The 19,859-nt window shown below is 53.1% G+C and carries 17 protein-coding genes; all 17 read left to right on the top strand.

The genetic code is table 11. From position 1 onward, the window contains the following. The first annotated feature begins 436 nt into the window (after positions 1–436). The gene (locus tag EC9_RS14725; protein WP_145346428.1) at positions 437–688 is read left to right on the top strand and encodes a hypothetical protein; all 252 of its coding nucleotides are present in this window, start codon (positions 437–439) and stop codon (positions 686–688) included. 195 nt (positions 689–883) lie between these two features. Then, positions 884–2,104 (top strand): acyltransferase family protein, encoded by a 1,221-nt coding sequence (locus tag EC9_RS14720; RefSeq protein WP_145346426.1) that lies wholly within the window; start codon positions 884–886, stop codon positions 2,102–2,104. Between the two features lie 6 nt (positions 2,105–2,110). Next, positions 2,111–3,037: a glycosyltransferase family 2 protein gene (locus EC9_RS14715; protein WP_145346425.1), complete on the top strand. Its 927-nt coding sequence runs from the start codon at positions 2,111–2,113 to the stop codon at positions 3,035–3,037. Further along, positions 3,034–3,783: a class I SAM-dependent methyltransferase gene (locus tag EC9_RS14710; protein ID WP_145346423.1), complete on the top strand. Its 750-nt coding sequence runs from the start codon at positions 3,034–3,036 to the stop codon at positions 3,781–3,783. The genes EC9_RS14715 and EC9_RS14710 overlap by 4 nt, the downstream gene beginning before the upstream one ends. A 28-nt stretch (positions 3,784–3,811) precedes the next feature. Beyond that, on the top strand, positions 3,812–5,260 hold the full coding sequence (locus EC9_RS14705; RefSeq protein ID WP_145346421.1) for an MBOAT family O-acyltransferase: 1,449 nt from the start codon (positions 3,812–3,814) through the stop codon (positions 5,258–5,260). A gap of 105 nt (positions 5,261–5,365) precedes the next feature. Continuing rightward, the gene (locus EC9_RS14700; protein WP_145346419.1) at positions 5,366–6,376 is read left to right on the top strand and encodes a hypothetical protein; all 1,011 of its coding nucleotides are present in this window, start codon (positions 5,366–5,368) and stop codon (positions 6,374–6,376) included. Continuing rightward, positions 6,373–7,335 (top strand): hypothetical protein, encoded by a 963-nt coding sequence (locus tag EC9_RS14695; protein ID WP_145346416.1) that lies wholly within the window; start codon positions 6,373–6,375, stop codon positions 7,333–7,335. The genes EC9_RS14700 and EC9_RS14695 overlap by 4 nt, the downstream gene beginning before the upstream one ends. Then, positions 7,332–8,336, top strand: a complete 1,005-nt coding sequence (locus tag EC9_RS14690) for a glycosyltransferase family 2 protein (protein WP_218934148.1) — start codon at positions 7,332–7,334, stop codon at positions 8,334–8,336. The genes EC9_RS14695 and EC9_RS14690 overlap by 4 nt, the downstream gene beginning before the upstream one ends. 104 nt (positions 8,337–8,440) lie before the next feature. Continuing rightward, positions 8,441–9,295, top strand: a complete 855-nt coding sequence (locus EC9_RS14685; RefSeq protein ID WP_145346412.1) for an FkbM family methyltransferase — start codon at positions 8,441–8,443, stop codon at positions 9,293–9,295. Further along, a complete protein-coding gene (locus EC9_RS14680; protein WP_145346410.1) occupies positions 9,283–10,440 on the top strand; it encodes a glycosyltransferase family 4 protein in 1,158 nt (385 codons plus the stop codon). The genes EC9_RS14685 and EC9_RS14680 overlap by 13 nt, the downstream gene beginning before the upstream one ends. A 339-nt stretch (positions 10,441–10,779) precedes the next feature. Beyond that, a complete protein-coding gene (locus EC9_RS14675; RefSeq protein ID WP_145346409.1) occupies positions 10,780–11,592 on the top strand; it encodes a hypothetical protein in 813 nt (270 codons plus the stop codon). A gap of 459 nt (positions 11,593–12,051) precedes the next feature. Next, entirely contained in the window at positions 12,052–13,197 is a 1,146-nt protein-coding gene (locus EC9_RS14670) for a glycosyltransferase (RefSeq protein WP_145346407.1), read from the top strand. 7 nt (positions 13,198–13,204) lie between these two features. Beyond that, the gene (locus tag EC9_RS14665; protein ID WP_145346405.1) at positions 13,205–14,236 is read left to right on the top strand and encodes a glycosyltransferase family protein; all 1,032 of its coding nucleotides are present in this window, start codon (positions 13,205–13,207) and stop codon (positions 14,234–14,236) included. A gap of 142 nt (positions 14,237–14,378) precedes the next feature. Beyond that, complete coding sequence (locus tag EC9_RS14660; protein ID WP_145346403.1) at positions 14,379–15,860, top strand: hypothetical protein; 1,482 nt, start codon at positions 14,379–14,381, stop codon at positions 15,858–15,860. 346 nt (positions 15,861–16,206) lie between these two features. Further along, positions 16,207–16,914: a glycosyltransferase family 4 protein gene (locus tag EC9_RS14655; RefSeq protein ID WP_218934147.1), complete on the top strand. Its 708-nt coding sequence runs from the start codon at positions 16,207–16,209 to the stop codon at positions 16,912–16,914. A gap of 6 nt (positions 16,915–16,920) precedes the next feature. Further along, entirely contained in the window at positions 16,921–18,048 is a 1,128-nt protein-coding gene (locus EC9_RS26985; RefSeq protein ID WP_145346399.1) for a glycosyltransferase, read from the top strand. 30 nt (positions 18,049–18,078) lie between these two features. Further along, a complete protein-coding gene (locus EC9_RS14645) occupies positions 18,079–19,854 on the top strand; it encodes a carbamoyltransferase family protein (RefSeq protein ID WP_246105684.1) in 1,776 nt (591 codons plus the stop codon). The last annotated feature ends 5 nt before the right edge of the window (positions 19,855–19,859 follow it).

Here is a 19,859-nt window from a genome sequence, read left to right as displayed (position 1 = left end):
GAAGGAACTGCATTAATTTAATAGCCCAGGCCGCTTTCGGCTGGATTGCTTTAAGGTGACACGAAGATATTTGGCTTGGGCATACGAAAGAAAGTTCTCCCACGCCGCGGTCGGAACAACATGTGGAGAGGCAACACCTGACTACATGTATTGGGAGACTGCGGCCGGGCACATCTGGCGATACAACCCAGGTATGAAGTGGATCGTGATTTTGCGTCATCCCATTTATCGGGCGAGATCGGCTTGGGCGATGAATTGTTGTCGGACCGTTGAACAGTTATCACTCAACCAGGCACTCGCAACCGACGTCCGACGTTCGCAAGACACGCTTCCGTATCAGAACCTAATGTACTCATACGTGGACCGAAGTTATTATGCAAATCAAATTCGTCGATTGATACGAGTGTTCGGCCGCTCCCAACTCCACTTCTTGACGATGCGTGAATTTCGTGTTCGACACAATGAGTCTCTACGTCAGTGCTTTGAATTTTTGGGTGTTGACAGCAGTTTGACGTACGAAGCGAGAACCGTGCGCGAGGGGATTTACGAGAACGCACTCGATCGCATCATCTATGAGGAATGGTTAGACAGATTCCGCTGGGACATAGAAGAAACCGCCCAGTTGACTGGGAAAGACCTGTCAGCGTGGCTTGCTTTGGATTATTTGGAAGAATCCAGCGACGTCTGACATCATTACCGTGATAGAAACATCGTGGAAGACATTGTGGTTTGGGGCGACGCGGTTTGTGTGAACCGCAAAAATGTGCACCGCTCGATCGACCAGTCCTCTTGCGGAATTTCAGTAATGACAGTGCTTTCGGCCACAGAACGGTATTCGACGTTTGCAAGCGTGTGAGTGAATAGAGTTTTGCATTTGTCTGGCATGAAAACAACAGGACCAAAGTCGCCCCGGGCACAGCAATCTGAATTTGATCTGTCTCACATGGTCGATGGGGGTTCCGGAAAGAAAGCGTATTACGCCGCCATGGATGGATTGCGGACGGTCGCCATTACCATGGTGCTGGTTGAGCACTTCGGTGGTCCGCTGGGAAGTTACTGGGCCGCGGGCTATTACGGTGTTGACCTGTTTTTTGTGATCAGCGGGTTCCTGATCACAGCGATATTGATCAGAAACCCCGCTTCATCATTCCGTGAAAGTTATGTCAAGTTTATGGGTCGGCGTTCGTTACGGATTTTTCCCGTTTACTACTTCGCCTTGCTTTTGCTTTGGATTGGCAATTTTCCACAAACGCGGGAAAACATGCTGTACTTGGCAACGTATACATGGAATTATGCAACGGTGCATTTCAAGGGCGAGGGCAATAATTTGTTCTACCTTTGGTCGCTGGCGGTGGAAGAACAATTTTACTTGGTGTGGCCTCTGATTGCGTTGACGCTTAGACGTAATTTGGTTGCGTTGTTTGTTGTCACGATTTGTATCGTCGCGATCGGCTATTCACAGTTGGTACTGAATGTTTTCCCCTCGCTGCAACCCTACAATTACGTCGGCCTGATAAATCGCATGGGATCGCTGGGACTTGGTGCTGCGGGTGCGATCGCGGTATCACTGCGCTGGTTTCCACGGTTTTGGTATCAGAGTTTGACGTTCGAAATCGTCGTGTTTGCGGTCCTTGGCTGCGCACTCACCACGGATCAGGTGTTCCGGTTGCCATTGTTGGGATTTTGTTCGCTGGTGTTGGTGACGAAAAGTATGGAAGGCCGCTTTCGCGTGCCCGGCGTCGCTGCCGTTCTGCAGAGCCGAATCGCCGTCTACATCGGACAAATTTCGTACGGCATCTATGTCTACCATTGGCCGCTGGGCGTGTGGCTGACGTGGTACGTGTTTGATCCGATTTGGACGAACATCGATTTCTCGCTGCTGGGGCCGCTGTCGATTCTGCGTTGGCATGCGTGGATCGTCAAGCTTCCCTTGTTCTTTGCGGTTACCGTGTTTGTCGCCCATCTATCGCACAAGTATTTCGAACGACCAATTCTGCGGTTGAAAGATCGCTGGTTCCCGACCCGATCGGCGATGGACGACCGAACTCGATCGCTGACGCTGTCTCCGGTGCGTTCGGACGACTCGCCAGAAATGCTGCATTAACCCACGATGGCCGTTTCCAATTCTCCTGTCGTTTCCGTATTGGTTACCGTCTACAACCGAGAACAATACCTCCAAGCGACGCTCGTTAGTATTTTGCAATCGAGCTTTTCGAATTTCGAAGTGGTTGTCGTCGACGATGGGTCGACCGACGGTTCCCTGGATATCGCCCAGGACGTTGCCCAGTCGGATCCCCGCATCCGCGTCGAGTCGAATCCTTCGAATCTTGGAGACTACGGCAATCGCATGCAGGCAGCATCGCTTGCACGCGGGAAGTATATCAAATACGTCGATTCGGACGATCTGATCTATCCACACGGTTTACAAGTGATGGTTGATGCGATGCAGCGCTATCCCGATGCCGCGCTGGCGTTGGCGCATTCGATGCCCGAGGACATTTCACCCTATCCGTGGTATTTGAAATCGATCGAAGCGTATCGCAAACATTTCTTAGGACGCGGTTGCATGAGTTGCGGTCCGACCGGCGCGATCATCCGCCGCGACGCGTTTGATGCGGTAGGCGGATTTCGCAAGCAGTGGGGTGTCTTGTCCGATTCGGAACTGTGGTACCGGCTTGCGGCGGAATATCCTGTCGTCTTGCTGCCTCCCGGATTGGTTTGGTGGCGGCGGCACGACGCCCAGGAGTTCACAAAAGACGATGCCAGCGACGTCTACATGCGTCGCGGCTACGAACTTGACATTGCTGCAGTGGGATGTAACTGTCCGTTGTCGGAGGCCGAGAGAAATCAGGCAATCGATCTCAAGAAAAAACAATACGCCCGGCGAATCATCTCGCTAGCGTTACGAAAACGGAGGATTCGGAAAGCCTGGCGGCTTTATCGTGATTCGGATCTTTCCATTGCAGATATTGTAAACGCGTTCGTCTCCCGCCGATGGCCTCATGTATCGCGACCTAAGTATCCCAAAGTTTTATGAAAATTCCATTCACAAAATATGCGATTAAGGGCTACAACGCGAGGCTTGAGCAGCAATTCGATGAATGTCGGGTTGCCAGCGAAGCGATGCAACGTCGCAGCCACGCTCGGTTTCATATCATCAATGCGTTGCTGCAAAATACCCAGCAAAAGCGGTATCTGGAGATCGGTGTTCGCAATCTGGAAGACAATTTCAATCGCATCAACGCCGACTTCAAAGTTTGTGTCGACCCAGGATACGAGGCTGCAATCAACCACGCGACCTTTCCGATGACAAGCGACGAATTTTTTGACCAGCTTCACAACGACCAATTGGACATCGAACACAATCGTTTCGACGTGATTTTTCTCGATGGTTTACATCTTGCCGACCAATTGTATCGCGATATCCAAAATGCGCTGCAGGTCGTGGCCGACACTGGTTTCGTTGTCTTGCACGACTGTAATCCGCCGACGCTGCACCATGCTCGCGAGAATTTTCGAGAGCAAAGTCCAGCCGCGGGCTTTTGGAACGGCACTTGTTGGAAGGCGTATCAGCGAATCCGCACCGAAACGGACAAGCGATGTTTTGTTGTCGACGTCGACTGGGGTGTCGGTGTGATCGTCAATCACGATGAAGATCCCGCCTATCGGTTGCCGGCGACGGTGAATCCGTTTTACGAATTTCACGTGCTGGATGCCAACCGCCGCGAGATCTTGAATCTTGTCGAACCGATGGACGTTTCGGAGCTGCGGGAAAATTTGTAACAACCTTTTTGGTATGCTTGCCTAAGCAATGCTATTTCACTCGCCCGAGTTCTTCGCATTCTTTCCGATTGTGTTTGCCTTGTATTGGGCAACGCAACGTTGGTTGTGGGGGCAGAATCTGTTGGTCCTTGTCGCCAGCTATGTCTTCTACGGATGGTGGGACTGGCGTTTTTTGGGGCTTATCTTCGCGAGCAGCTGTTTCGACTTTGTCGCGGGGCGAGCGATCGATGTTAGCAAGTCCAACGCGCGACGACGATGGCTCGTGATCAGCAGCCTGGTCTTTAATCTCGGACTGCTTGGGTGCTTCAAATACTTCAACTTTTTTGCTGCGGAGCTGGCTGCGGGATTCGAATCGATTGGAATCACCCTGGACGCTGCAACGCTGAATATTGTGTTGCCCGTTGGGATCAGCTTTTACACCTTCCAGACGCTCAGCTACACGCTAGATATTCACGCCGGAAGGATGAAGTCGACGCGCGATCCATTGGCATTTTTTGCGTTTGTGGCATTCTTTCCCCAGTTGGTCGCGGGCCCGATCGAACGGGCGAGCCATCTGTTGCCACAGTTCTTCGTGCGGCGGCGGTTTCAATACGCAACGGCGGTCGCTGGCAGCCGGTTGATCCTGTGGGGATTTTTTAAGAAGGTGTTGGTTGCCGATTCGTGCGCGGTCTTGGTCAACGATATCTTTGCGGACTACCCGTCGCAGTCGGGATGGACGTTGTTGATGGGAGCGTTTTTTTTTGCGTTCCAGATCTACGGGGACTTCTCCGGATACAGCGATATCGCTCGCGGACTGGGGCGTCTGCTCGGGTTTGACCTGATGCAAAACTTTGCCTTTCCCTATTTTTCACGCAATGTGGCAGAGTTTTGGCGTCGTTGGCATATCTCGTTGAGCACTTGGTTTCGCGATTATTTGTTCATCCCCTTGGGAGGCTCGCGGGGCAGCAAGGCGATGGTCGCGCGGAATCTATTGATCGTTTTTGTTGTCAGCGGATTGTGGCACGGAGCCAATTGGACGTTTATTGCTTGGGGCGCCGTCAACGCATTGATGATCATGCCGATCTTGTTCATCCCGATGGGCGGTCGTGGCACGGAATCGGTTGCCGATGGGCGACTGCTGCCATCGCTGCGAGAAACGTTGCAGATGGTAATCACCTTTGCAGCGATTTGCGTCACCTGGATCATCTTTCGCAGTGAAACGTTGCCCGATGCCTATGCCTATCTATGTCGTATGGTGGATCAATGCATCGCCTATCCAGGTGGCGTTTTGGTTGCGTTTCGGCGCTATCGATACGAACCTGCAATGATATTGGTCGTGTCGCTCGTCGCGAGTGAGTGGATTTCGAGATGGAAGCAATTCAGCTTTGATCGACTTCCCTTAGGCGTTCGTTGGACGCTGTACCAACTGGTTTTTTCTGTCGTGGTTTGGATAGCGATGTACCGCGACACCAGCGAGTTTATTTACTTCCAATTTTAGTTCGACGACGCGAGATCGTGATTTTACCATGATTCTGGTGTTTTGTGCGTTGAGTATCGTTTGTTGATGGTTGGATGATTGCCGACGTCAAACCTTGGTCTACCAATGATTTCAAGCAATATTGCATTGGTAGCACCCGTTCTCCGAACATCACGTTTAGTTGGCACTCGCTGCATGGATAAATTCCTTGTCAAAGTGTCGGTTTTTCTTGTCGCATTTTTCGTAATCAACTCAGGGTTTGCGCTGTATGTCGCTGGCGGTCTGACTGAAAACCGCCGCAGCAAGTACCATTGGGCATGTAGCCTTGCCGGCAACCAATTCGATTTAGCCTTCATCGGATCATCGCGCGTCGAAATGACGGTTGATCCTCGGGTGATCGATGATATCGTCCATACAAACTCGATTAACATTGGAGCGAGCGGTGCTGGCGCAGGGGATCAATATCTGCTCGCGACCAAGCTTCTGCGCGGCAACAAAGTTGATACTGTTTACTACCAAATTGATTATTTGACGCTTGCCAATAAATTCAGCTATCCTTTTAAAGACTACATTTGGCTTTGTTACGACGACCAACGCGAGGTTCAAAGCACCGTCGTCGACCATTGTGGTGCGGCGCGATATTGGGCATGGAGCGGAATTCCGTTTTTGCGACTTATGGAATTTTCATCGCAATACGATCTATTTCCACATCGCAACGCAGGAACTTATTGGAATGATCGGAAGGGAGGGCAACAGCGAGACACGCCGGATGCCGCTTCCTTGGCGGACCAATTTGCGGTGTATATACCTGATAGTCTGTCCGTTAAGTACGTGTTGAAAACAATCGAACTGTGTAAACATAACGATGTCGAATTGGTGTTATTCCAAGCGCCTTTACGGGCCCAGCTAAGTTTGGTTTCTGATTTTCCAGCATGCACAACTTGGATTGACGAGTTGGTCGAAAGCCGCGGACTAGCATACTGGGATTTTTCTGATATCTACCGAACTCGCGGTGATCTGTTTTACGATAATCACCATTTGAATTCTGCAGGAGTTTTGGAGTTTTCGTCTGAACTTGCCAAACGTATCGCGGCAAAACGGGCCGCGTCAGATGCCGAAAGGCTCACGAACGAATGACAAAATACATCGGTCGCTTGGCCTTGTTTCTTATCATTAGTGTTTGCGTAGCTTATTCGCTGGATCAGATCGTTTCGGCAGGTTTGCGGGACTGTCGACACGCTGAGTTTGGATCCTGGCATGATATATACAACTCTCGCGTCGATTCTGATCTAATCATTCTAGGGTCCTCGCGTGCGATGGCCCATATTTCGCCGCAGATTTTAAGTGGACGGCTCGATATTAGCGCGTTCAACTTGGGGTTTAACGGCTACCATTTTCCGATGCAGCGGGTGCGTTACGAGGAATTTCTAGCGTTTAACCGACAGCCTTCGGTGATGGTGCTTGCCGTCGGGGTGACCAGTTTGCACGATAGAGTGACGGTCTTTCAGTACGAGCAGTTTCTGCCGTACTTCCATCGGGAAAAATTGATCGATGCAATCGCGCACTACGATGGATTTGATCCGTTTGATCGATGGCTGTCGATGTATCGCTATCGTGGCCGCAGCGATTTGTTAACGCTTGGCGTGCGGGTTGCTCTAGGTGGCACGGCGATCGAAAGTGAACGTCAACGTGGGTATCTTGGCCGCGACACTCGCTGGGATGGTACTTTCGACGTGTTTGCACACGAAAATGCCATTGGGTACCAATCTGAGATCGATCCGGCCGTAAGGGAGAGCTTGGATGAATTTGTCGGCCAGCAGAGTATGAATGGTACGCAAGTTATCATGGTTTTCACTCCTGAATACCAACCGGGACAGAAATTGTGCCGAAATCGGAAAGAGGTTGTGCGGATACTTAACACGATCGCAAACTCGCACGGTGCAGCGTTTCTTGACTACTCATCAAGTCCTGTTTGCGGCGATCGTGAGCTGTTTTACAATTCCCAACATCTTAATCGCGTCGGCGCGGAATGGTTTTCTAAGATGCTGGCCGATGACATCGCGTTAATTCTCGAAGTGAGATCTGGGGCGAAGTGAGTCGGCCAACGGTATCGATCGTGATTCCAGCGTACAATGTTGGACGTTATATCGATGACGTTTTGCGGGCCGCGCTGGGACAGTCCCTGCGCGATTTAGAGGTCGTTGTTGTCGACGACGGGTCGAGCGATGATACCGCAGACCGAATCAAGCGCGTGTGCGATCGGCGATTGAAATATGTGTTCCAAGAGAATGCAGGCCAATCGGCGGCGATCAACCGCGGCGTTGCGGAGTCAAGCGGCGATTTCATCAAACTTCTCGACGCGGATGACTGGATTCATCCAGAGCATGTCGCGGAGCAGTTGGCGGCACTTGCTGGACACCCAAATGCCATCGCATCATGTCGCTGGGGATACTTCACCCGCGATTTTCGACAGCCTGCTGTCCAGTCGGAACACACCAATTGTTCGTATCGCGATCCAATGCGTTGGCTTTTCGATTCATTGACGATCGATCAAGGCATGATGGGCGGTTGGATGTGGTTGATTCCGAGAGGCGTGTGGGAAAAATCGGGTGGGTACGATCGACGTTTATCTTTGAACAACGATTTCCATTTCAGCATCGCGTTGGCACTTGCTGCCGAATCGATCCAGTACGCCCCCTCGGCCATTTACAGTTATCGGACCGGCGTTGCGGGCGCTCTGAGCGGCAGCCAGGGACGCAGCGCGATGGAGTCGGCGCTGTTGACAACCCAGTTGGGGACCGATTTGTTGCTCGCACGCGAGGATTCCACAGAGATTCGCCAGTTGTGTGCGGATCGGTTCCAGCAGTGGCTGTACCAGTTCTATCCGGAACATCTCGATCTCGCCGAGATTGCCAACGAGCGAATCCAGCAGCTTGGCGGCAGTGAATTGCCCTTGCGCGGCGGTCGGGTGATGCAAGCCTTGTTGCCCGTTTTGGGATGGCGACGGGTGCGGCGCTTGCAACACTGGGTTTATGCCCATGGTTGGCAGCGCGTCTTGCGGGCCAAAGCGCGGCAGCGCGTATCGCGATTCCAATAGGTCCTTGCGTTCGCTTGGGACACTTCTGTTTCGTCTGTGGCGGTCGACGGAGCCATAACGCTCGGGGCTGTCTTACCTGCTCTTGCATCGCTTGAAAAATTACTATGTCTGAAATTGCCGATCTTTTCGACCGCCTGCTTCGCCGAAATCGTTGGTTGCCGCGGGCAGCTTGGCTCCGTGGTCGGTTGCGGGCTCCCTACCATCGCCTCTTGTCACGCGGCGATCGTGGCTTGCCCCTGAGAATCGGTGGCGCCCTCGACGTGCGATTGCCTGTCGATTTTTGCGCTCGCGAGCTGCAGCGCTATGAACCCGAGACGGCGGCGGCCATCCATGATTGGGTTGTCAAGCATCCGGGGGGAGCCTTTATCGATATTGGTTGTTCTTATGGGTACTTTTCATGTGGCGTGTTGTTTGCCGATCCGACGGCACGCGTCTTTGCGATCGACGCTGATCTCCCCAGCCTTGCTATCACGCGTCATGTTTGTAGTCTAGCAGCCGACGTTGGGGAGCGGCTTGGATTGTATAGGACGTTGATCGGCGAGGAGGGAACCGAGTGTGTAAGCGCGGAAGGCTTGAAGGCGCAGACGTTGACAACGCTCCCCGATCCGGCGCTGAAGCTGGATCCTCAGTCGACAAACTATGTGAATCTAGACACACAGATCGATGAACGCCAATTGCCAAGGATTGCGCTCGACCGTTTTCTGGCCGAAACGCTAGGAGACCAGCCAGTTGCGTGCCTTGTGAAGTGTGATGTCGAAGGGGCCGAACAAGTCGTCCTGGAAGCGGCGAGCGAGACTTTGCGCGACCGCAAGCCAACGATCCTGGTGAGCGTCCACCCTCCCTATTTGCCGAAATTTGGAGGCAGTGTCGAAGCAATTCGTGCATTGATTGAGTTGCAAGGATACACGATCGATGTTATCGGCATCGATCACGAAGAGCATTGGTTGTGCACTTGTTAATGGACAACCAACACCATATCGCAGCGATCGAACCTTCGGGCCGACTGTACGGAAGTGAATACTGCTTGTTGGATATTCTCGATGGGACCGATCCCAACCGGTTTCGCTGGACGGTGCTGCTGCCTCGCGGCAACGGGTTCGACGAACTGTTGCGGCAGCGCGACATCCGCTGCGAATTTATCATTCCCGCATCCCTCGGCAATTCGGGAAAGCTACGACGGGCCTCGGTATATGGGCGGATGCTGTGGCGGTTGTGGCGGATGCACCCCGATTTGTTGTATGTAAATCAGGCCGGTAGTCTGCGGGCCGCAAACGTGATGGCCAAGGTGCTGGGGCTGCCTGTGGTGTGCCAGGTCCAGACCCTTGAAGACGCCCGATGGTTAAGCGAGCGGCAGCATCTGCAGCGCTGCGTCCAGGCCTTTGTCTGCAACTCGGAATATATCGCCGATCAAACACGCGTTGCAGAAGAGAAGAAGTGTGTTTTGTATCAGGGGATCCCCGAGCATCGTTTGACGCGTGCGATAGAAAACGCGGGGCTCCCTAGGGCGAAGCAATCCCAGGAACCATTTGCGATCGGAATTCTCGGTCGAATTGCGGTTTCCAAGGGGCATTATTTGCTGTTGGAGGCGGCCAAGCATTTGCTCGCCGATGGGATGGATTGTCGCTTTGTCGTGATCGGTGAAGGCTTGACCTCGGCCGATACGAAGGCTTATCGCGACGAAGTCCAGCGTGCGGGACTGGCGTCTCGATTCGAGTTTCGAGGTTATCGAACCGATCTCCAGCACGAGCTTGGTAGGTTGGATGTCTTGGCAATCCCATCGATCGCTGAACCGTTGGGGCGCGTGTTGTTTGACGCCGCTGAGTTTGGGGTCCCCGTTGTGGTCGCCGATTCAGGCGGACTGGGCGAAGTTTCCACGCGTTTTTCGATAGGTGTTCGATTTCAGGCGGAGAACGACGAATCGCTCGCAGAAGCGTTGTTGCAAACCGCCAAGAATTACGAGCAAGTCGCAAGCTCATTCCAGACTACTGCGGTCGAAATGTTCCGCCGACTTGCAAACGATACGTATATGGAAACCATGCAACGCATTCTGCAATCCGCTGTTTCAAGCCAGAAAACGTCGGAAACGTGGCTGGGGGACAAATGATCGAACAGCTTTGGCGAAATTTGAAAAAACTATCGAGCGTCAGTCGGCCGTTTCATTGTGTCGCAGAAATCGGCAGCCCTGATTGTCCGCTTCGCGGTAAGGGGCGTGGACGCATGGGCACTGTTTTGCGTTTGGTGATTCCAGATCCGCGGCTCACGAGCAGTACTTGCACAACCAGCTGTAGGCTCGCCCGATCCCCTCTGGCGGACGGGTTGGTGTGGGCGTTAATCGTGCCGAACGTAAATATAATTTACGCAATTCAACGTAAAATCGTTGACGCAAAATGCGGGATGTATTAACATTAGCGAACTTACCACGTCACAACCGGATGCACTCAAAATGATGAACTTAAACAAAATTATCGGACTTGGCTTTTTGCCGTTGGTGCTTTGTTTCGCTGGCACAAACGAAGCCAAAGCGACTCTGATTAGTGAATTGTTTGAGTTTAATGCCAACAACAATTCCGTTGTTACTACGGTCACTCAAACAGTGACGGCTAACGTGTGGGGATCACAGGTTATCCAGTTCGACCTCAATCTGACTGTTACCGACGCCCTAGGCGGTTCGGTTTTTGATACGAGCACTGGCAACGGGTTGTCGCTCGCGTCGGGTGGCGGGTTGCAAGTTGGAGACAACTTGGGGTTTTCGGTCACGCTTACAGGTTTTGACGGTGACTTTGATGGTGACGGTGGCAACGTTACGCTCGGAGGGCTCAACATCAAATACCTAGGAACATGGCTCGCCACCGGAAATGCTTCCAGCGGCACTGTTGTTACGCCAGCGTTTACACCCGGCTCGTCTGACTGGACTGACGCGAATCTCGGCCCGCCTCAGTTTTTGGGGCATACGCCAGGTGGACGGAATTTTGTAACGGGGCAGTCGCCTGGGGGGAACTTTAATGTGTCCTCTGGTTTTGATATTCCTTACACCAACGCAGCGAATGGTGGTTCTTCAAACGCTTTGATCACCTCCCTTTCTCATGTTACGACAGGCTCGTTCGATCCAGGGTATACATTGAATCAGGTTGTTGTACAAGTTCGAGCGAACCCTGAGCCATCGAGCCTGTTGTTGGGGTTGCTTCCAGCTTCAGTTGCGATGATGCGGAGCGGTGGACGCCGTAAGATCAAAAGCTTCTTTTCGCGAAAGAAGTAGTGTTCAGCTGTCTGTGCACTTCAGGCAATTGCCCGTAATCTCTTTTTCGAGTTTGGTTGGGCTGTTTGGAGCCAGGCATGGTGATGCAGTTTAAAGTCTGCTTTTGCAGACAAAGTTGGCGAATGATTTCATCGCTCATCTATTTGCGTGGCTGGTTCCCAGCACCTCGCAGTGTCTGCGTTTCGGTCCCCTCTCTCATACACGCCTCGCGTTTGTTCAGAAAAGAGGTGGATTGGCCATTTGCCCCGCAGTGTAACGCTTTTATGCGTAGCGTTAGCGTTTACATGGCGATTTGATTTGAATCGGCGCGCAGTATGGTAAGGCTTTCGATCGCTCCTCACTGGATGCCTAGCAATGTTTTACGTTGACTCGGGCAGTCTAGTTCATAATCGAGCGAGACATTTTGCGGTTGAGCCCACCCGATGGATTTAGCATGATCGGTCGATCGGATTTCAATCAATGAATAGGAGGCGGGTTGCTGTTGTTCATTGGTTTCCGGTGGAATATTATCCGCCAGCGATGAATCTGTTGCGGACTCTTGCCGACGCCCCTGGGGTGGAGGTGCGGGCCTACACGTGCCACAACAACCGAGGACGCGGGGTCTTTGACAGTGAAGGCGTTCAGGTCGCACGGTGTCACTTTCCCGACCGCAACGTTTCTTGGTTCCGTCGCCTAGTGCGTTACGCTTTCTTTCCGTTGCTCACCTTGCTGCGGTTGCTTTTCTGGTGGCCCCAGGTGATTGTCTACATTGAGCCGCATTCTGCATTGCCTGCGTTCTTATACTGCGCTCTCAACCGACGCGCCCAGCTATTGATCCACAGCCACGAATACCACGAGCCGCGGGAATACATGCAGCGTGGAATGCGAATGGTGCGGATGAATCATTGGCTGGAACGACGCTACTTGTTCCAGCGAGCCGAATGGATCTCCCAGACAAATCGGGACCGAGTCAAATTGTTTCGCGCCGATCACCCGGCGGTCGATGCCAGCAAGGTCCACGAGTTGCCCAATCTGCCTCCGGCAAGTTGGTCACGAGTGCGAAACAGATCGTGGCAGGAGCGTCGCGACGGGGAGTCCTTGCGTCTGGTCTACGTGGGGTCGCTCTCGCTGCGAGACACGTTTCTACGTGAAATCGTTCAGTGGGTTGAGTCTCAGACCGACGTGGAACTGGATATCTACTGCTACAACAGCGATTCGGATACGGGACGCTATCTATCGGAACTGTCGTGCGACCGGATCGGTTATTTTTCCCATGGGGTCGACTACGATGAACTCCCGGAATTGTTAACTCGCTACCACGTTGGATTGATTCTGTATCGTGGCATGACGCAGAACTATGTTTTTAATGCTTCGAACAAATTGTTTGAGTACTTGGTCGTCGGATTAGATGTTTGGTATCCGCAGCAGATGTTAGGCGTGAAGCCGTATGCGACGTTCGCTGATCGTCCTCGCGTGATCGAACTCGACTTCGAGCAACTTGCGGACATCGATTTCGAACGGTACAGACAGCGGGATGAACAGCTACCCTGGCGCGATCAGACCACTTGTGAAGATGCGCTTTCGCCGTTGAAAGAGTTGATTCTTTCTGAAACATCTAGTCGTTGATTGACAAATGTCTCGAGGCTTGTATATCGGAATCCAGACGGCCGGCACGACTTCGCGGATGCGGTGCGAAACGCTGCAGCGGATCCTACCCACCATGGCCTGGGATGCGATCGATACCGACACCGCGTTTGCGAATGCCTCCAGGGTATGGCGTAGTGTCGGATTTCGTTGGAAATTTGGCCCGATGGTCGCTGCGGTAAATCAAAACGTTTGCGAGCAGATCGAGGGGCAGAGATTTGATTTGATTTGGGTCGATAAAGCGATCTATCTGTTCCCGTCCACGGTGCGACGCTTACGCGACACCTGCAAGACATTCGTCCACTTTACTCCGGATACTGCCTTTTTCGGCAACCGTTCGCGGCACTTCTTCCGGACCGCCGCCCTGTTCGACCTGCTGGTGACGACAAAGTCCTTCGAATTGGACCAATACGACGCATTGGTAGGCAGTGGGCGGGTGATGTTGGTGACACAGGCCTACGACACAGCACTACACCGAGTCTCCGATTGCAAGCCAGTTGAAAAACGCCGCGATGCGGTCTTCGTCGGGCTCTGCGAACCCGATCGGCAACGCTGCGTTGAAACGCTGTTAGATGCTGGCGTGCCTATCCGCTTGGGCGGGCGTGGGTGGGAAAAACTCCTCCGACGACGGGGCTCCGACGCTCGTTTGACATTTCTCGGCAGCCGAGTGTTTGGCCTGGACTATGTACGGGCGATTGCGGAAGGTTCGTTGGGCCTGGGGTTGCTTTCGAAGCGGTTTCCCGAATTGCATACAACCCGTACACTGGAGATTCCAGCTTGTGGGACTGTCGTTGCAACGGAACGTAATGTAGAAACGACGCAAATCTTTTCGCCGAACGAGGCGTTGTTCTTTGAGAACTACGACGACCTTGCCTGCCAGGTCGTCAATTTGCTGGGGGCGAGGGAGAAGCTTGGGAAGCTGGAACATGCCGGCTGGAAGCGAGTGACGACGGGGGGGTACAGCTATGACTGTGTGCTTACATCGGTTCTCGATCGGGCTGGATTCGGGCAATCGTTATAACCGTTGTCTGTGACGATGCGTCGCCGTTTGCGCATGTAACGATGCGAAACACGATTTCGTTTCTTCGTCAGCGATACAACAATAGGCTGCACGCATTTTATACGTTGAAGCATTGGCTGCGAGCGAGTGAAGGGTTAGAGGATTGAGCGCACACACCATTTCTGCCGATGCCGCGATGCACCGCGACGAAGCGGACCTTGGGCATCTGCCCTATTTGGTTCGTAAGTACAGGGTGTTGGAGCGCCGCGGGCTCTCGCCAACCGCGGCGATTCTGTTGGCCGTTGCAGGGATCGCTGGCTATCTGCAGGTCTGCCCGAACGAGTTTCTTGTAATGCTGGTGTTCGGCACCACCATGGTGGAGTTTGTTCGAAGGATGGATCAGGGGATTCCGCTGTTGCAGATCACAGCGCTGCTGGCAGTGCTTCAGTGGTTGGTTGGACCATCAATCACCTACTTTACCAACGTGGCACATGGACGCTACTTCATGTACGTCGTTGAATCTTATTATTTCCAGTTCGCACTTCCCGCCACAGCTGCCTATTGCATCGCACTTCTGATGTTAGGTTCTTCCCCCAGGCAGAAATTGCTAACTCAAGCGATGGATCGACAGCATTTCGTACGGATTGGATTCATTTTGGCCGCGATAGGAGTCGCTTGTTTCTATGCAGCAGGCAAGGCGCCCGGTGGGCTTCAGTTCGCTTTGTTCTTGGCCAGTCAACTGCGTTATGTCGGGGCCTTGTACTTTCTATTCTCCTACCATCGCTACCGTTATCTCTTTGCTATTGCGTGTTGCAGTCAGCTGTTTATTACGAGTAGCGAATCGGGAATGTTCCACGATCTAATCATTTGGTTAATGATGATCTTTACGTATTGGTTCGCGCAGTGGAAATGGAAGGTCGACCAAAAGCTTTTGTGTATCACGTTTGCGTTCCTATTTGTGTTTGTGATTCAGGCGATTAAGCAAGACTATCGCGAAAAACGGATGGCGGGGATGGAGGTTACGATCACTGGTGAGGTGGCGCGTCTGATGAGTAATTCCGAACCGGTTCTCGAAGGAGAGATTCTCCCGTTGGCAACGGCTCGCCTGAATCAGGGGTGGATCATTTCTGCTGTTTTGGCCAACGTCCCGTTTAAGGAGCCATATGCCAACGGTGAGACGGTCATCGAGGCGATTAAGAGTTCGGCATTGCCTCGCTTTCTGGCGCCGGACAAAAAAATGGCGGGAGGCCAGGAAAATTTTCGTCGCTTCACCGGATTGCCGATCGAAAATGGGACGTCGATGGGGATCAGTCCTTTGGGGGAAGCCTTTGCTAATTTTGGGATCCATGGTGGGATCTTGTTTATGGGACTCTTTGGGGCGTTTTTCGCGCTGTTCTACAACTTTGTCCTGCTGCATGTCGTGAAGCATCCCGACTTCCTGTTCTGGGTTCCGTTGATCTTCTACCAAGGTATTAAGGCGGAAACGGAATTGGTCGTCGTCTTGAATCAATTGGTCAAAGGAGCCGTCATCTGCTTTGGTGGGTACTGGGTCTTGCGGCATTTCGTGATTCCGTATCACCGTCCTTTTCTTGGAACCCAGGCAGCGGTCCTAGGCCGGCCAGCGGAATCCGATGCGACGGTCTAATTTGTCGATCTGGCTAGCAACCGTTGGTTTAGGGAGACAATTCGGTGGCGTTGCCGGAGTTGCAAGAGCCTGTGCCCAAGCGATCCAAGATAGTTCAGACTGGAGCCTACGGCGGACGATTTCTTTGCTCGACGAGAAACGTGCCGTTGGTCAGCCGCTCCGATCGACTATTGGTTACGCTGGGAATCGCAAGCGGTTCGCAGTGGCGATGTTGCGGCAGGCACTCGATCGCCCTCACGCAATCGTCTATGACCATGTCGATATTGCGCAATGTCAAACCATCCTGCCCAAGCGTTTACGGTCCCCGCATGCGTTATGGGTTCATGGCGTTGAGGCATGGAAACGTTTGCCACAGCGAAAACTTGCGGCGATGGAACAAGCGGAACTGCTGATCTTCAACTCGGAATTTACCAGGCAACGCTTTGAATCATTTCACTCGTTGAACGTCGAACAGATCGTTGTTCCATTGACGTTTGAGATGCCAAGTTGTGACATCGATCGATTGTCGCAACGTCGACCTTGGATCTTAACCGTTGGGCGCATGGAACCGGATCGACCGAAAGGGCATGCGGAGACGCTGGCGGTGTTGCCGCAGTTGATCGAGAAGATTCCCGATTTACAGTGGCATGTTGTCGGTGCTGGAAAGCACTTGGACAGCTTTCGGAAGCAGGTGCTTCAGTCGGGTTGCCAGGAACATGTTGTAATTCATGGTTTTCTGACAAACGAGAAGTTGCTTGAACTCTATCGCCAATCGCGAGTTTTCTGTATGCCCAGTCATGGCGAAGGGTTTGGGATCGTTTACCTAGAAGCGATGAGCCAAGGCTGTATTCCGATTGGTTCGACCGAGGATGCTGCTGCAGAGGTCATCGGCAATGGGGGGGCGTGTGTCGACCTCGCTCAGCCCGAGCAGCTGGCAGATCGGCTCGAAGAGTTGTTGACAATGGGCTCCGAGAGATTCGATTCGATATCACGGAGAGCGATCGTCCGTAGTGAGTCGTTTTCTCCCGACCGATTCGCAATGCGATTTACGAACGCATTGGCAAGGGTCTTCTAGATAGCGATGCATGTCGTTCACATCGTTCGCGATCTGGATTGTTCCAGCGGTGGGCCGAGCCGGTCGATTCCTGCGCTCGCACTGAGCATGGCGCACCTGGAGCCAGCGATCCGTGTTTCGGTGTTATTCCAAGACCGTGGCCAAGCGGTAACCGTCGATGTTGATGATGCTGGCGGCGTTCGCTTTGATGCAATCCCGTCCGCCAAGAGGTCTTCCGGCCTCGCGGATGCGCTGGTGAGGATTCATGCGGAGGAAGCGGTTTCGGTGGTGCATCTCCACGGTTTGTGGAGCCCGACGGTACACGGTGCGGCTCGGCGAGCAAGGGCGATTAGGGTGCCGTACGTTGTGTCGCCCAGAGGCATGTTGTCGGAAGCATGCCTGAACGTAAAGCCGCTTCGGAAGCGAGTCGCTTGGAACCTTTATCAGCAGCGGGATCTAAGATTTGCTGCCGTGATCCATGCGACCAGCGAGGCAGAACGCGACGATTGTATGCGTCGGGGGCTGACACAGGCGATCGAAATCGTTCCAAACGGGTGCGACTTGCCACCGGATAGTGCCTTGCCTTTGCCTCGGGCTTTTCCTGTCGGTCGAGGCAAGCCGTTTGCAATTGCTTTGGGGCGGATCGACCCGGTGAAAGGGCTTGATGTTTTGGTCGAAGCGTGGCACCAGGCTGCTCCGTTGGATTGGCCGCTTGTAATCGCTGGGGCCGGGGAATGGAAGTATGTTCAAGAAGTAAAGCACCTGATTGCCGTCGCTGGTTTAAGCGAGCGAGTTCATTTGATTGGTGAAGTCGACGAGCAGCAAAAGTGGTCAATGCTTGCTGCCGCCGGGTTTCTGGTAAATGCTTCGCGAAGCGAAAATTTTGGATTAGCGATCGCCGAGGCTTTGGCCAGTGGGACGCCCGTGGTGGCCACGCAGGGTACTCCCTGGCAGATCGTGCAGAGGGAACGATGTGGTTGGTGGGTCGAAGGCACGTGCGCCGGAATTGCTGATGCGATTCGGCAGGCGACAGCACTCGCCGATGATCAGCGCAATCAGATGGGGCAGCGTGGTAGGTTGCTCGTTTCCACACAGTTTGCCTGGTCGAGCGTTGCGGCAAAAATGTTGGCTTGTTATGAACAAGCGTTGCGTTAGTTTTTGGTTTTGGAAGAAAGTAAGCTTTGAATGACGATCTCGGTTTTAGGAATTAACGCATATCACGGCGATGCGTCGGCGGCAATCGTCGTCGACGGTCAACTGGTCGCCGCAGTGGAGGAAGAGCGTTTCAATCGGATCAAGCATTGGGCCGGTTTTCCCGCTCAGTCAATCCGCTATTGCTTGGATCAGGCAGGAATCACCTCCGAACAGCTCGACCACGTGGCGATCTCGTTTAATCCCAAGGCGAACCTGGCTAAACGGCTCGGCTACGTGATCAAGCATCGCCCCAATGGACGGGCGGTCCTGGATCGACTGCGCCGGCAAGGCAAGACCTTGGCATTGGAAGATCAATTTGCCAGGGCTGTTGGAGTCGACAAGCGTGCAATTCAAGCTCGTTTTCATCGCATCGAACATCATCAGACGCATGTCGCTGCGGGCTTTCTGATCTCACCCTTCGACGAAGCCGCTGTGTTGAGTGTCGATGGGATGGGGGATTTCACAAGCACCTTGACCGCCCTTGGCAAGGGGAACACTTGGTCGGAATTGGACCGCGTCTACTACCCGCACTCGTTGGGGTTTCTGTACAGTGCGATCACGATGTACCTTGGATTCCCGTATTATGGGGACGAATACAAGGTGATGGGCTTAGCTCCCTATGGCGAGCCCGAATATGTCGATGCGATCCGTCGAATGATCAAGCTTACCGGAAATACGTTCGAGCTAAATTTGGACTACTTCAACCATCATCGGTTGGGGATCCGGATGAATTGGAATGATGGGGCACCGGTCGTCGAACCGTTCCTGACCGATCGTTTAGTTCAAGAATTAGGACCGATTCGATCGTCCGATGCCCCGGTAACGAAGAAGCATGAGAATATCGCCAAGAGTTTGCAGGTGGTTACCGAAGAGGTCATCTTGCACATGCTGGAGCGACTTCACCATCAGACAGGGCAGACCAAGCTGTGCATGACGGGAGGAGTGGCGATGAATTCGGTCGCCAATGGAAAAATTACTGAGAAGACTCCTTTCGAGGAGGTTTATGTTCCTGCGGGGGCGGCGGACAATGGCACCTCGTTCGGCGCTGCTTTTTATGTTTGGAATCGGGTGTTGGAAAAAGGACGCTCCTTTGTTCAAGATCACGCGTATTGGGGGTGTCAGTTTGGCAACGACGAGTGCCTGCAGGCGATCGAAGAGCTTGATTTGCCATTTCAGCGCTACGACGACGACGCGCTGATGGAACAAACTGTCGACTTGATGATCGATGGGAAGGTTGTTGGTTGGTTCCAGGGACGCATGGAGTTTGGCGCACGGGCGCTTGGCAATCGATCGTTGATCGCCGATCCGCGACGCACCGACATGCGTGACATCATCAATCTGCGCATCAAGTTTCGCGAGAAGTTTCGTCCATTTGCACCGAGCATCCTCGAAGAACACGTAGGGGAGTGGTTTGCGATCGAGGAACATGCACCTTATATGGAGAAGGTTTTGCCAATTCGTTCCGACAAGCAGGCATTGGTTCCCGCGGTGACGCATGTCGACGGAAGCGGTCGTCTGCAAAGTGTTTCAACCCGCACAAACCCTAGATATCATTCGTTGATATCGGCGTTTTACAAGCGGACGGGGGTTCCAATTGTGCTTAACACATCGTTAAACGAGAATGAGCCAGTCGTGCGAACCCCAGCGGAGGCGTTGAGTTGCTTTTTGCGAACCGACATGGATGTGTTGGTCTTGGGGAATTTGATCGTTGATCGCAGTAACCCTGCCTTTCCATCCCAATATCGTAAACGCGTTGCATCCACGTAGGCGGC

It is taken from the genome of Rosistilla ulvae (assembly GCF_007741475.1).
Lineage (GTDB): Bacteria > Planctomycetota > Planctomycetia > Pirellulales > Pirellulaceae > Rosistilla > Rosistilla ulvae.
The sequence above is the reverse complement of the archived record's forward strand: the minus strand, read 5'-3'. Positions and strand labels throughout refer to the sequence as shown.